The sequence below is a fragment of the Streptomyces sp. NPDC047081 genome (genome assembly GCF_040643775.1).
Classification (GTDB): Bacteria; Actinomycetota; Actinomycetes; order Streptomycetales; family Streptomycetaceae; genus Streptomyces.
Genome location: NZ_JBEYUY010000004.1, coordinates 251,699 through 265,598, shown reverse-complemented (window position 1 = coordinate 265,598; position 13,900 = coordinate 251,699). Strand labels below are relative to the sequence as shown.

Annotated in this window: 12 protein-coding genes; 7 read left to right on the top strand and 5 right to left on the bottom strand. The window is 72.1% G+C overall.

The window, feature by feature from the left end; translation table 11 throughout:
- Positions 1 to 18: 18 nt before the first annotated feature.
- The 3 genes from ABZ848_RS09590 to ABZ848_RS09580 are packed head-to-tail and all read left to right on the top strand — an operon-like array spanning position 19 to position 3,888.
- The gene (locus ABZ848_RS09590; RefSeq protein WP_360827969.1) at positions 19 to 1,038 is read left to right on the top strand and encodes a hydroxyacid dehydrogenase; all 1,020 of its coding nucleotides are present in this window, start codon (positions 19 to 21) and stop codon (positions 1,036 to 1,038) included.
- Entirely contained in the window at positions 1,035 to 2,912 is a 1,878-nt protein-coding gene (locus ABZ848_RS09585; protein WP_360827966.1) for a DUF2264 domain-containing protein, read from the top strand. The genes ABZ848_RS09590 and ABZ848_RS09585 overlap by 4 nt, the downstream gene beginning before the upstream one ends.
- A 49-nt stretch (positions 2,913 to 2,961) precedes the next feature.
- Positions 2,962 to 3,888: a GNAT family N-acetyltransferase gene (locus ABZ848_RS09580; RefSeq protein ID WP_360827963.1), complete on the top strand. Its 927-nt coding sequence runs from the start codon at positions 2,962 to 2,964 to the stop codon at positions 3,886 to 3,888.
- Here the strand turns inward: ABZ848_RS09580 and ABZ848_RS09575 are convergent.
- Positions 3,875 to 5,044, bottom strand: coding sequence for a PP2C family protein-serine/threonine phosphatase (locus ABZ848_RS09575; protein ID WP_360827960.1), 1,170 nt, complete (start codon positions 5,042 to 5,044; stop codon positions 3,875 to 3,877). The two genes, ABZ848_RS09580 and ABZ848_RS09575, sit on opposite strands and share 14 nt — an antisense overlap.
- Before the next feature lie 236 nt (positions 5,045 to 5,280).
- On the opposite strand from ABZ848_RS09575, the gene ABZ848_RS09570 reads away from it, so the two are divergent.
- The 3 genes from ABZ848_RS09570 (at position 5,281) to ABZ848_RS09560 (ending at position 8,872) form a co-directional block, all read left to right on the top strand.
- Positions 5,281 to 6,654 carry an ABC transporter substrate-binding protein gene (locus ABZ848_RS09570; RefSeq protein WP_360827958.1) on the top strand — a complete coding sequence of 458 codons (1,374 nt, stop codon included), beginning with the start codon at positions 5,281 to 5,283 and terminating at the stop codon, positions 6,652 to 6,654.
- A gap of 215 nt (positions 6,655 to 6,869) precedes the next feature.
- Positions 6,870 to 8,147 (top strand): methyltransferase domain-containing protein, encoded by a 1,278-nt coding sequence (locus ABZ848_RS09565; protein ID WP_360827955.1) that lies wholly within the window; start codon positions 6,870 to 6,872, stop codon positions 8,145 to 8,147.
- A gap of 35 nt (positions 8,148 to 8,182) precedes the next feature.
- Positions 8,183 to 8,872, top strand: coding sequence for a M24 family metallopeptidase (locus ABZ848_RS09560; protein WP_360827952.1), 690 nt, complete (start codon positions 8,183 to 8,185; stop codon positions 8,870 to 8,872).
- 18 nt (positions 8,873 to 8,890) lie between these two features.
- On the opposite strand, the gene ABZ848_RS09555 is transcribed toward ABZ848_RS09560, so the two are convergent.
- From ABZ848_RS09555 to ABZ848_RS09545, 3 genes are all read right to left on the bottom strand, one after another.
- Positions 8,891 to 9,910, bottom strand: coding sequence for a dihydrodipicolinate synthase family protein (locus ABZ848_RS09555; RefSeq protein ID WP_360827950.1), 1,020 nt, complete (start codon positions 9,908 to 9,910; stop codon positions 8,891 to 8,893).
- Positions 9,814 to 10,320, bottom strand: a complete 507-nt coding sequence (locus ABZ848_RS09550) for an aldehyde dehydrogenase family protein (protein WP_360828619.1) — start codon at positions 10,318 to 10,320, stop codon at positions 9,814 to 9,816. The genes ABZ848_RS09555 and ABZ848_RS09550 overlap by 97 nt, the downstream gene beginning before the upstream one ends.
- Before the next feature lie 81 nt (positions 10,321 to 10,401).
- A complete protein-coding gene (locus ABZ848_RS09545) occupies positions 10,402 to 11,382 on the bottom strand; it encodes an ornithine cyclodeaminase family protein (RefSeq protein WP_360827947.1) in 981 nt (326 codons plus the stop codon).
- A gap of 152 nt (positions 11,383 to 11,534) precedes the next feature.
- Here ABZ848_RS09545 and ABZ848_RS09540 point away from each other — a divergent pair, with 152 nt between their 5' ends.
- Positions 11,535 to 12,233, top strand: coding sequence for a GntR family transcriptional regulator (locus tag ABZ848_RS09540; protein ID WP_360827944.1), 699 nt, complete (start codon positions 11,535 to 11,537; stop codon positions 12,231 to 12,233).
- Between the two features lie 7 nt (positions 12,234 to 12,240).
- On the opposite strand, the gene ABZ848_RS09535 is transcribed toward ABZ848_RS09540, so the two are convergent.
- Complete coding sequence (locus tag ABZ848_RS09535; protein WP_360827941.1) at positions 12,241 to 13,776, bottom strand: AMP-binding protein; 1,536 nt, start codon at positions 13,774 to 13,776, stop codon at positions 12,241 to 12,243.
- Between the last annotated feature and the right edge of the window lie 124 nt (positions 13,777 to 13,900).

The following is a 13,900-nucleotide window of genomic DNA, read 5'->3' as shown; positions in this document are numbered from 1 at the left end:
GAGGAGTTCACGCACCAGATGACCGACGCGACGCACCGCCCCCGAGCCGCCCTCGCCATGTCCCAGGACGCGGCCGCGGCCGTCCTCGACCCCGAGTCCCTCGAAGCCCTCGCCGCCATCTGCCACCTCACCCCGCCACCGGTCCTCGACGACCTCACCACACCCCGCGGCCGCCAAGTCCTCACCGACGTCGATCTGTTGGTCACCGGCTGGGGCTGCCCGCCCCTGGACGCGGCCGTACTGGCTGCGGCACCGCGCCTGCGTGCGGTCGTGCACACCGCGGGCAGCGTGCGCGCGCACATCACCGAGGCCTGCTGGGAGCGCGGCATCGAGGTCTCCTCGGCCGCCGCCGCGAACGCCCTCCCGGTCGCCGAGTACACCGTCGCGATGATCCTGCTCACCGGCAAGCAAGTCCTGGAACGCGCCCGCGAGTTCAAGGCCACCCGCACCCGCGCCCCCTGGCTGCGCACCCCGCGCACCGTAGGCAACCACCACCGCACGATCGGCATCCTCTCGGCCTCCCTCACCGGCCGCCGCGTCATGGAACTCCTGCGCCCCCACGACGTCGAGATCCTCCTGTACGACCCCTACGTCACTGACGCCGAAGCCGCCGAACTCGGCGCCAGCCGCGTCGAGTTGAGGGAACTGTTCACCCGCAGCGACACCGTCAGCGTGCACACCCCGCTGCTGCCCGCCACCCGAGGACTGGTCAGCCGCACCCTGATCCGGGCGATGCGCCCCGACGCCGTGCTCATCAACACCGCGCGCGGCGCGGTCGTCGACCAGAACGCGATCGCCGACGCCGCCCGCGCCGGCCGGATCCGCGCCGTCCTCGACGTCACCGACCCCGAAGTCCTGCCGCCCGAGCACCCGTTGTGGGACTGCGACAACGTGCTCCTCACCCCGCACCTCGCCGGGTCGCAGGGCAACGAGTGGCGCCGGCTCGCCGAACTCGCCGTCGCCGAGACCGCCCGCTGGGCCTCCGGCGTCGGCTTCCTGCACCCCGTCCGACGCGAAAGGCTGGCGTACACGGCATGACCGTACCCTCCCAACTGCCCCCGGAGGACCGGGAGTCGAGCCCGTACACCGGCTACACCCGGGCCCACTGGGAAGCCGCGGCCGACGGACTGCTCGCCGCCGCCTGGCGCTGGTCCACCCCCGAGTGCGCCCTGCTCGACCTGCCGGGCCGCCCCTCCCGCTCGGGCGTGCGCTCCGACGGCCTGGAGGGATACGCCCGTACGTTCCTCGCCGCGGCCTTCCGCGTCGCGGGCGCCGGCGGCGCCGACCCGCACGGCTGGCTCGACCGCTACGCCCGCGGTCTCACCGCCGGCACCCGCACCCCCGGCCGCGACGACACCGAGTCCTGGCCGCTCATCCTCGACCACCACGTCCAGGGCCAGCCCATGGTCGAGTCGGCGTCCGTCGCCCTCGGCCTGCGCATGACCGCGCCCTGGCTGTGGAAGAACCTCGACGCCGACGTCCAGGACCGCGCCGAGCAATGGCTGCGCGGCGCCCTCCGCCACACCCCGGCCCCCAACAACTGGTACCTCTTCCCCTACACCGTCGCCGGTTTCCTGGAGTCGGTGGGCCGCGGCGACGCCGAGACGGCCGCCGTACGGCAGCGCGCCCGCGCCCTGCTGGAGGGCTGGTACGTCGGCGACGGCTGGTACACCGACGGCGACGGACGCGCCTTCGACCACTACAACGGCTGGGCCCTGCACCTGTATCCGGTCCTGGACGCCCATCTCGCCGGGACGGACCGGGAACCCTATGGCTCCCGGCTGCGCCAACACCTCGACGGCTTCTCCCTGTTGTTCGGCGGCGACGGCGCGCCCCTGCACTTCGGCCGCTCGCTGACGTACCGGTTCGCCGCCTCCTCGGCCGTCGGCCTGGGTGCCGTCACCGGCCACACCCCGCTGACGCCGGGCACCTCCCGACGGCTGATCAGCGGCAGTCTGCGGCATTTCCTGGACCGCGGCGCCCTGACCGAGGACGGCCTGCTGAGCCTGGGCTGGCACGGCCCGCACGAGGCGACCCTGCAGACCTACTCCGGCCCGTCCTCCCCGTACTGGGCGTCGAAGGCCTTCGTCGCCCTCCTCGCCCCGCCCGACCACCCGCTCTGGACGGCCCCCGAGGAGCCCGCGCCGGCCGAACGGGCCGACCGTGTCCTCGCGTTGCCCGCGCCGGGCCTGCTCGTCCAGACGACGAGCGCGGACGGGATCGTACGACTGCACAACCACGGCAGCGACCATGTGCGGCCGCACGAGGGCGAGTCGGCGGCCGCGAAGGATCCGCACTACGCGCGGCAGGCGTACTCGACGCACACGGGACCCACGGCGAAGGCGAACGTCGCGGACAACCACCTGTCGGTCGAGGTGGGCGGCCGGGGGAGTGCGCGGTGCCGGGTCCATCCCCTGGGCGCGGGCCAGGGGGACGGCTGGGGATGGGCCGCCTCCTGGCACCGGCCGGTCTTCGCCGCGGGCCCGCCGATGGTGCCCGGGCTGCGGGTGGAGAGCGTGACGGTGGCCCGGGGGCCGTACGAACTGCGCGTCCACCGGGTGATCGGCGCGCCCGCCGACTCCCGTGTCACACAGACGGGTTGGGCGACCGGGCCCGAGCAGCCGCTGGTCTCCGCCCTGCACGGTCTGCTCGGCTGGGACGAGGACGCCCTGATCCGCGCGCCCCAGGGAACGGCGTACACGCGCTGGGCCCAGGTCCCGCGACTCGCCGGGCCCGCGGGTGGCACGACCACCCACGTGTGCCTGGCCGCCCTCGGCGCCGAACCGGTCGCACTGGACGCGGCGGTCTCGGGCGTGGAGGTCAACGACCGAGGCATCGAGGTGACTTGGGCGTCGGACGGGGCGCGGACGCGGGTCGAGTGGGCGCCACTGGCGGTGTCGCTCGTCCCCTAGCGCGGGTAAATCCGTTGCGACCCGTCGGCGGGGTGCGGACCCTGAGGCCATGCCTCCTCGTCTGCGCCCCGCGACCCTCGGCGACGCACCCGCGCTCACGGCTCTGCTCAACGAGATCGACACGATCGAGATCGGCCGCCCGGAGACCGATCTGCACACGGTCGAGGCCGACTTGAAGAACCCCGAGTTCGATCTCGGGCGCGATTCGTGGCTGGCGTTCGAGGGGGACCGGCTGGTGGCCTACGGGCTGCTGTGGGACGACTCCGGGGACGAGCGCATCGACGTCGACCTCTATGTGCTGCCCGACCAGCAGGCGGCGGCCGAGCACGTCGTCGGCGCGCTGGAGGCCCGGGCGCTGGAGAAGGCCCGGGAGAACGGCGCCGAGCGGGCCGTCGTCCATCTCCATCTCAACGTCCGACCCACCCTCGACACCGGGCTGATCCAGGCGCGCGGATGGGAGGTCGTACGGCGCTATCACGTACTGCGTCGGCCGCTGGATCCCGCGAGCGACAGCGTGCCGCAGGTGCCGGCCGGGGTGCGGGTGCGGGCGTGTGCGACGGAGGCGGACCGGGAGACGGTGCACGCCCTGTACCAGGCCAGTTTCGCCGACCACTTCGACTTCCAGCCGCGCGGCTACGGGCAGTGGCTCAACGACATCGACGCCGACGGGCTCGACTGGTCGACGGTGTGGATCGCGGGGACGGGGGACCTGGGCGACGCCGGGTTCCTGCTGGCCCGCGACGACCGCGAGGCCATGGGGTGGATCCGCAGCCTCGGCGTGCTGCGCGAGGCCCGCGGCCGGGGCCTGGGCGGATTCCTGCTGCGGCACGCCTTCGCGGCCTTCGCCGCCCGCGGTCGCACCGAGGTGGGCCTCGGCGTGGACACCGCGAACACCACGGGAGCGCCCCGGCTGTACGGCCGTAACGGAATGACCGTGCACTACGCCGTCGACACCTGGGAGATCACCCTGAGCTGACCCGCGACGGGCGGTCGGCTTCGAGCGTGGTCGGGTTCCGGTCCCCGGTGACGCCCTCGCGGCGGAGCACGACGATCGCGGCGTCGTCGTCGAAGGTGCCCTTGCAGAAGCCGTTGAGGTCCCTGCGCACATGGGCGAGGAGCTCTTCGGGGCTCTCCGCGTCCGTCCAGGCCGTGAGGCGGTCGGCGAGGGGATAGAAACGGCCCGCCGGGTCGCGGGCCTCGGTGACGCCGTCCGTGTAGAGCACCAGGGTGTCGCCGGGGGCGAAGGGGAAGGTGTCCACGTCTCCGTTCGGGGCCTGGGGCAGGCCCATGCCGATGGGGGTGGCGTACTGCCGGGGTGACAGGGCGGTGACCCGGCCGGCGTGGACCAGGAGCGGGGGCGGGTGCCCGCAGTTGAGGACCTCGATCGCGGAACCGTCGTCCGCGATGTCGACCAGCACGGCCGTGATGAACGACTCGTCGGCGGCGGTCGGGTCCGCCGGGGGCTGCAGCAGGTTCCAGCAGACCGTGTCCTCCAGTTCCGTGCGCAGCTCCGGCAGCGTGGGCTCGCGGTGGGCCGCGCTGCGGAACGCGCCGAGGACCAGCGCCGCCTCCTCGATCGCGGGCAGCCCCTTGCCGCGTACGTCCCCGATCAGCAGCCGGGTGCCGCGCGGATTGCGCAGGGCCGCGTACAGGTCGCCGCCGATACGGGCCTGGTCCGTGGCCGCCCGGTAGGCGCTGGCGATGCGCACGTCGCCGATCAGCTCGGGCAGCGGACGCAGCAGGACCCGCTGAGCCGCCTCGGCCACCGAGCGCACCTGGGCCAGCTCCGCGAGATGCCGTTCGCGCAGGCGGCAGAAGAGCACGGTGAAGGCGGAGACGATCAGCAGCGCGGCGACCTGGCTCTCGTGGTTCAGGGTCAGGACGCTGTTGCGGATCACGGAGATCGCCAACAGCGCCGCCACGGCGAGGCCGCCTACCAGCGCGGTGAGCCTGGAGCTGCCGAAGGAGGCGGTGAGGGCCGGCGCCACCACGAGCAGCGGCCCGAGGTGCACGCTCTCGGGCGACAGGATGTCGGCGACCGTGATCGCGACGATCAGCGCGACGGGGATGGCCACGAGCCCCCGGCTCGGCCACCGCCACCGGCCGAAGCCCGCGCGAGCCGCACTAGGCATATCCCAGGCATACACCCGCGCGACGGTCCGCGCGCGCCCGGTCGGCCCACCGAAGCCGAGCGCGCGCTCATGACCGACCGGCGTACGACCCGGCCCCCCGAAGCGGATGAGTATCCTGTTCTCTTGCGCGAGGGCTTGCTTCGCCGATTCGGAGAATGTACTTTCCGCCCGACGAGCAGAGCCCTTCCCTCCCACCTCCCTCGGACGACGACGTCCGACCTTCCCGAGGAGGCACCGTGCGCAAGCTGCTGATGGGAGCGGTCACCGCGATCGCTCTGCTGCTGGCCGGGTGCTCCGGTCATTCCGATACCGAGGGCGAGGCGAAGGCGACCGACCCCTCCTCCTCGGGCGCCGCCGCGCAGTCGGCGGACTTCGGCACACTCAAGAACGTCTGCGGCCCCGGGACCGCCAAGTCCTCCGAGGTCCAGGGAGTCACCGACAAGTCCGTCCAGGTCGGCGTGCTGTCCGACATCGGGTTCACCAAGAACTCCGAATTCCCGGACGCCGCCAAGGTGTTCACGGCCTGGTGCAACGCGGCCGGCGGCATCAACGGCCGCAAGCTCGCCCCCGTCACCCACGACACCAAGCTGCTCCAGGCCCGCGAGGGCGTCCTGGCCGCCTGCAAGTCCGACTTCGCACTGGTCGGCGGCGGCGCCGCACTCGACGGCCTCGGCGTGGCCGACCGGCTGAAGTGCCTGCTGCCCGACTTCCCGGCCCAGTCCACCCAGGCCGTCGGCTCCGACCTCCAGGTCCTGGCCACCGGCGCGGGGGTCGGCTACTTCCCCTACGCCGGGTACTACAACTGGCTGCTCAAGGAGAAGTACCCGGACTCCGCGCGCAAGGTCGGCATCATCGCCGGCGACAGCCCGGTCAGCAAGACCTTCGCCGCGCAGTACAAGGAGGGCATCGGCGGCCTGGGCGGCAAGGTCGCCTACAACGACCTCTACCCGGCCGTCGGCGTCTCCGACTGGACGCCGTACGCCCAGTCGATCAAGAACAAGGGCGTCAAGGGCCTGGTCTTCCTCGGCGACTTCGCGAGCCTCGCCAAGCTGGAGCAGGCGCTCACCAACCTCGGTTACGCCCCCGACTGGATCGACGCCAACAGCAACGCCTACGGCCCGGCGTTCGTCCAGCTCGCGGGCCCCGCCCTGGCGAAGCAGCACAACTACGCCGAACTCTCCGCCACCGCCCCGCTGGAGAGCGCCTCCGCCAACCCGGCCACCCAGCAGGTCATCGACCTCTTCAAGAAGTACGCCCCCGACGCGGCCGTCACCTACCCGGTGCTGCGCGCCTTCTCCGCCTGGCTGCTGTTCGCCACGTCGGCCCGCGACTGCGCCACCCTCACCCGCAAGTGCGTCTACGAGAACGCGGTCAAGCAGACCGACTGGACCGGCGGCGGACTGCAGGCCCCCACCGACCTGAGCCGCAACAACATCCCGCCCAAGTGCTACTCCATCGTCGAGACGACCGCGGACGGCTGGAAGGCGGCCGACTTCGGCGCCGACCAGGGCCCCTACCGCTGCGACGCCCCGACGTACAAGTACAAGGGCGACTACGGCAAACCCCTCACCCTCAAGGCGGTCGGAAAGTCGATTTCCGACGTCACCTGAGGCCGTCGGGCCGGGCGTCGTGCTGCCGCCGGTCGTCCTTGCCGCGATCCTGGGCTTGGGCGCCCGACGCGCCGAGGTCCGACCCGAGGTGATCGCATGTGCGAGCTTGAAGGAGATGAGGATTGGCAGATGCGGCACGAGCGGCGATGCTCATGCCGCATCTGCGTTTCCCATGCACCGCTGTCCGGGTACGGTCGTCCGGGAGGTGGTCGTCGGTGATCCAGATCGTGGAGCACGCGCCGCAGGAGGGGGCCTACGCCATCGGCACCGCGCTGGCGGCGGCCGGGCTGCCGACGCGGGTGTGCCGGACCTGGGCGGGCGACCCGGTGCCGGAGACGGCCGACGACATCGTGGCCCTCGTGGTGATGGGCGGGGCGATGGCCGCCTACGAGGACTTTCCCAGCCGTACGGCGGAACTGGCACTCCTCGTGGCCGCACTGGAGGCCGAGGTCCCGGTGCTCGGCATCTGTCTGGGCGCGCAGCTGCTGGCGATCGCCGCGGGCGGTGCGGCCAAGCCCGGCACCGGAGCGCAGGTCGGCTGGGGTGACGTACGGATGACGGAGGCCGCGCACGACGACCCCGTCTTCGGCGCCGTGCCCGAGACGCTGCGGGTGCTGCACTGGCACAGCGACACCATGGATCTGCCGGCCGGGGCGACGCTACTCGTCTCCTGCGACCGCTACCCGGTGCAGGCGTTCCGGGTCGGGGGCTCGGCCTGGGGCATCCAGTTCCATCTGGAGGCTGTCGAGAAGACGGTCGAGGCGTTCGCCCGTGCCTTCCCGGAGGAGGCGGCCACCGCGCCCGGACTGCTGGAGTCCGCGCCCGCGGAGCTCGCCGCGCTCGCCCGGCACCGCGACGGCGTGTTCAAGCGCTTCGCCGCCTTCGTCGCGACCCGCGCCGAACAGACCGCGACCCGCGCCTTCTTCACGCGGCGGGCGGCCACCTGGGAGGAGCGGTTCGCCGGCGACGGACCCCGGTACGCGGAGGCGGTCGGGCGGATGGGCCTGCGCCCCGGGCAGCGCGTCCTCGACCTGGGCTGCGGCACCGGCCGCGCGCTTCCCGCACTGCGCGCGCAGGTCGGCGCCGAGGGCGTCGTCGCCGGCGTCGACCTGACGCCCGCGATGCTCACGGCGGCGCTGCGCGAAGGCCGGGCCGGGGACGGGCAGCTGCTGCTCGCCGACGCCTGCCGGCTGCCGCTGCCGACCGGCGCGGTCCACGGCATCTTCAGCGCGGGCCTGATCAACCACGTCCCCGACCCCGCGACGGCCCTGCGCGAATGGGCCCGGGTGACCGCCCCCGACGGCGTCCTGCTCCTCTACCACCCCTCCGGCCGCGCCGAACGCGCCGCCCGCCACGGCCGCCCCCTCGACCCCGCCGACCCGCTGGCCGAGGAGAACCTGCGACCCGCACTGGAGGCGGCCGGCTGGGACCTGGCCCGCTACGAGGACGCCCCGCACCACTTCCTGGCCCGCGCGATCCGCGTCGGCCGATGAGTTTGCCGCGCCACCAGAGTTGATAGGACTCGGCCATGACCGACGACGAACCCACCCGCGCCGCGTGCCTGTTGGACGCCCAGGCCAAGGCCGCCCGGCTCTTCACCGAGATCGAACAGCGCGGACTCGTGGCGCCCGGCGAGGGCGAGCGCGCGGTGAGCGACCGCATCCGCGACCTGGCGAACGAGCTGTTCGGCACGACCCGGCACTGGCACAAGCGGATCGTGCGCTCCGGCCCCAACACCCTTGCGCCGTACCGGGAGAACCCGCCGGACCGGGTCATCGGCGCGGACGACATCGTCTTCGCCGACTTCGGTCCCATCTTCGAGGAGTACGAGGCCGACTTCGGCCGCACCTTCGTCCTCGGCGACGACCCGGTCAAGCACCGGCTGCGCGCCGACCTGCCCGAGGTGTTCGCGGCGGGCCGCAGCTTCTTCGACAGCGACCCGGACATCACGGGCAAGCGGCTGTACGCCGAGGTCGAGCGGCTTGCCGCCGACGCGGGCTGGGAGCTGGGCGGATGGCATGCCGGGCACCTGGTGGGGGAGTTCCCGCACGAGTGGATCGACGGCGCGGACGTCGAGTCGTACATCACGCCCGCCAACGAGACCCCGCTGCGGCGCACCGACAAGGCCGGGCGGCGCTGCCACTGGATCCTGGAGATCCATCTCGTGGACAGGGAGCGGCAGTTCGGAGGCTTCCACGAGGAACTGCTCACCCTCTGACCGGCGTTCCCGACCGCCTCAGACCGGGTTGCGTCCGACGAAGAACTCGCGGAACGGGTCCATGCTCGGCTCCAGGCCCGCGTCGACAAGTCCCTTGCGCAGGGCGGTCATCTGGGCGTCGTGGATGCGCTGGGTGGGCTGGCGCAGCGGGCCGCCGTTGTAGCCCTGCAGCCAGCCCTGGAACTTCCACGCCTGGCGGTTGATGAACGCGCCGCCGTGCAGCGCCGGGGCGAGCCCCGCCTTGATCTTCCGGGCGGGGTGCAGCTGCCAGTAGACGTCGGCCGCGTCGTCGTACTTGCCCTCGCGCAGGAGCTGGAAGACGCGCGGGATCACCGGGCCGTAGTACTCGTGGTCGCTGGTGGCCGAGAACTGAAGGGGCATGATCTGCGACAGCGGGATCAACTCGCCCTCGATCGGCATGGAGATGACCACCTCGTCGCCGAAGTGCCGGTGACACTCGACGACGCTCTGGATGCTCGGGAACCCGCCCTCCGCCTTGATCGCCGCGATGTTGGGGCAGTCGTCGATCAGGCGCCGGAGCAGACTTACGGGGATGTCGGAGGGGTGGATGCGCGGGCTGAAGCCCCACAGGTACATGGGGAAGAGCATGACCGCGAGGTTCGTCGCGTCGCACACGGCCTTGGTGTAGTCGTAGATGTCCTGCTCGGACTCCGGGTAGAAGTTAGGCGGGTAGGACAGGAGGACGAGTTCGGCACCGGCCTCCTCGGCGCCTCGTACCGCCTCGATGTTCTGCTCCAGGGTGCTCCAACTCGCGTGGTGGGTCAGCAGCAGCCGGTCGCCGGCCTCGTCCTTGATGATCCTCAGGAAGTCGACGTACTCGGGGAGTTGGATGGCGACCTCGGAGACACTGAGGGTGCCCATGAAGCCGTGCTCGATCGCGAGGCGGGTGTCGTGGCGTATCGCCTTCTCGTTGATGGCCTTCAGGTCACTCGTGAACGACGGGATGGTGCAGTTGACGACGCCGACGAGGTTCTCACGGGCCCAGTCACGGGCCTCGGCGCGGGTGTAGCGGGCCATGAGCCCTTCCTTTCAGACAGTGGTGGGGGTTCCCGCGCCTTCCCAGGCGAGGTACTTGAGTTCCAGGAATTCGTCGATGCTGTGCACCGAGCCCTCACGTCCGATGCCGGCGCGAGCGCGGTCAGCGGGGGCTGTTCGGCCGGTTTGAGGATCATCGTGCAGTCGGCGGCGAGGGCCGGGCCCGCCTTGCGGGTGATCATCGCGGCGGGGAACTTCCACGACGTGATCGCCGCGCACACCCCGACGGGTTCCTTGAGCACGACGATCCGCCGGGACACCTCGGGCGCCACCGCCTCCGCGTACGGCTTGCCCTCCTCCAGCACGATCAGCCGTGCCAGAGCCCCGGCATACTCCGTCACTCGCAGCACACGCGACCGCTCCTTGGCCGCCCGCCCCCGCCAGCCCGGCAGCGCCCGATGCGCCGCGTCGACGTAGGCGGCGGCCTTGCGGGAGGAGGGACGGGTCGTCGAGTTCGCGCTGCATGGACGGGCTCACTTCGCTACGGGGGAGAGGGTGACCGGCAGTTCGGTGCCGAGGGACAGCTCGGCGGCCCGGCGTACGCACATCGCGGCGACCGCGAGATCCTGCGCGGCCGAGCCGACGGACTTGTAGACCACCACGGCGTCCGGGTCGTGAGCCGGACGACCTGGGGCCCGCCCTGCGACGACGTCGGCCAGCGCGACCAGCTTCCCGGCGAAGTCCACGCCCGCCTCCTTCGCGGCGAGCAGGTCGCCCGTGTCGTGCGCGACCTCGTCCGGCACGTCGGCGACGATCGACGAGGCCCGCTCGATCACCTCCACGCCGAGCTCGCGCTGCTCGGGAAGCGTGGAGCCGACGGAGATCACCGTGGCCCCGGGCGGGGCCTGGCGCAGGGTCGGCCGCTCGTCCCGGGAGCGGGCCGCGCACAGCACCACATCGGCGCCCTCGACCGCGGCCGGCGCGCTGTCCGCCGTCTCCAACCGCACGTCCAGATCGCTGAGTTGCCCAGTGAAGCGGGTGCGGCTGGCCGGGTTGGGGCTGAAGACCGTCACCGACACCAGGGGACGTATCGCCGCCAGAGCACGGACGTGCATCCGCGCCTCGAAACCGGAACCGATCACCCCAACCCGCAACGGGCCCTCCTGCGCGAGCAGGTCGGCGGCGAGCGCCGAGGTCGCCGCCGTGCGGAAGCCGGTGATCGAGTGCCCGTCCAGCAGCGCCAGCAGCTCGGTCGTCTCCTGGTCGAAGAGGGGGATCAGATACGACGCCCGTCGGTGTCGGAGCGACGCGGCGATCAGCTTGGCGCCCATCGGAGCACCGTCGGCCGGCACCCCGCTCAGCGTCCGCAGCCAGAGCCCCTCGCCGCGCGCCATGCCACGGGGAGGGAAGCGGGACTCATCGGGCGGCGCGGCGTGCGCGGTGCGCAGGGCGGCGATGGCATCGGCCCAGGTGAAGGCCGATCGGACGTCGGCATCGGTGAGGAACGTGGTCACGAGGCCTCCGGGAGCAGGCTGCACGAGCGAGGTGGCGCATCCAATGTGCTGGACATTGAACATTGGATATTCTGTACAGACAAGCCCGAGCGGCTAGGTTGTGCGGGATCGATCAGGTAGACCGATCAGGAAGAACGAAGGAGCGGGTGGGTATGCCCAGCATCCAGCGGCGCGCGGCCGACCTGGTGTTCGAGCACCTCCAGGAGCGCATCGTGTCCGGCGAACTGGCCCCGGGGGACCGGCTCGACCCGACCGAGATCGCCACCAGCCTGGGCCTGAGCCGCACCCCGGTCCGCGAGGCGATCCTCCAGCTGGACAGCGCCGGCCTGGTACGGCGGCTGCCCTACCGCGGGGTCGTGGTCGCCGAGCTCGACCGGCGGCTGGCCGAGGAGGTCGCCGCGCTCCGGATCCACCTGGAGACGCTGGCCGCCCGGGTCGCCGTACCGAGACTGGCGGACGCGGACATCGCCGAGATGCGTGCCGCGCACGAGCAGCTCCAGCGGGCCCTCGCGGGCGAGCACCCCGAGCGGGAGTTCAACGAGCTCAACCGCCGCTTCCACATGGCGCTCTACCAGCGGGCGGACTCGGCGGTGCTGCTGCGCACGATCGAGAGCCTCGCGGGCCAGGCCGAGCGCATCCGGATGCACTTCGACCTCCGGCACAGCCCGGCCGGCCGGCACCACGAGGCGATCCTGGCCGCCTGCGAGCGACGCGACGCGGACGCCGTGGTCGCCGCGACACGGGACCACATCCTCGCGGCGCACCGGCTGATGATGGGGGAGGACTACCGCATCGAGCCCGACTCCGCGCTGGCGGCGGTGCTCGCCGGCACGGGCGTCGTGTCTGACTGACGTACCGTCAATTCACTTTGCGCTCATGCCCCTTCCAATAGGGCTCGCGCAGCTTGTACTTCTGGAGTTTGCCGGTGGCCGTGCGCTCCAGGGCGGTGCGGAACTCGACCGAGGTCGGAGCCTTGAAGCCGGCGAGACGCTCCTTGCAGTACGTGATGAGCTCGGGCTCGGTGACCTCGGCACCCGGGGCGAGGACGACCAGGGCCTTGATCGTCTCGCCCCACTTCTCGTCCGGGACGCCGATCACGGCGACCTCGGCGACCCCGGGGTGGCTGAACAGCACGTCCTCGACCTCGATCGAGGAGACGTTCTCGCCGCCGGTGATGATGACGTCCTTCTTGCGGTCGCTGATCGTGAGATAGCCGTCGTCGGCGATCGTCCCGCCGTCCCCGGTGTGGAACCAGCCGTCCTCCAGCGCCTCGGCCGACTCCTCGGGCTGCTGCCAGTAGCCCTCCATCACGACGTTGGAGCGGGCGAGCACCTCGCCGGAGTCGGAGACCCGCAGGGTGGCCCCGAAGGCGGGCGCACCGGCCCGGCCGAGCTTCTCCGCGCGCTCCCAGGTGTCCAGGCCGTCCCACTCCTCGCGGCCGCGGTTGATCGTGAGCAGCGGTGACGTCTCGGTGAGGCCGTAGATCTGGATGAACTCCCAGCCGAGCTCCTCCTCCACACGTGCGATGGTCCGGGTCGGCGGGGGCGCTCCCGCGCAGATGATCCGCACCCGGTCCCGGCCGGGGATCTCGCCCTGCCAGGTCTCAGCGGCGGCGAGCACGGCGTTGACGACCGCGGGAGCCGCGCACATCACGGTGACGCCGTGCTCGGCGACCCGGCGCAGGATCTCCGCGCCGTCCACCTTGCGCAGGACGATGTGCCGCACGCCGAGCGCGGTCATCGCGAAGGGCATGCCCCAGCCGTTGGCGTGGAACATCGGCAGGGTGTGCAGATAGACGTCCCGGTCGGTGACGCCGGCGTGCAGCGCGAAGGTCACCGCGTTCACCCAGATGTTGCGGTGCGTGATCTGCACGCCCTTGGGGCGCGCGGTCGTGCCGCTGGTGTAGTTGATGGTGGCGGTGGCGTCCTCCGCGGCCTTCCACGGCACCGGCTCGGCGTCGAAGGCGTACAGCCGCTCGTCGGACTCCGGTCCCATGACGAAGGTGTGCTCGCAGTCGATCCCCGAAAGCCGGTCGGCGAGTTCCGGGTCGATCAGGAGCGCACTGCACCCGGAGTGGCCGACGATGTACTCCACCTCGGCGGGCGACAGCCGGAAGTTCACCGGCACCAGCACCCGCCCGTACCCGGACACGCCGAAGAACGAGGTCAGCAGCCGTGCGCTGTTGTGCGAGACCACCCCGACCCGCGCCCCGTGCGGCACACCGAGCGCGTCGAGCCCCGCGGCCTGGGCGCGGGCGAGCTCGGCCACGCGGCGGTAGGTCAGCCCCTGCCAGGGGGCGGCCGGCTGGTCCGGCTCGTCGACGACGCCGACGCGGTCCGGGTAGACGATGGCGGCCCGGTCCAGGAAATCGCGGGCTCCGAAAGGAACGAACATCGATGCCTCCCTGCGTCACGAGGTGGCGCTGCTCGGTGGGTCGTACCCCCATCCTGGCCGAGACAGTCGACGGCCCCGGCCTTCACCAGGCCGGGGCCGACGATGTTCTTCGGTCGGGCGGTCG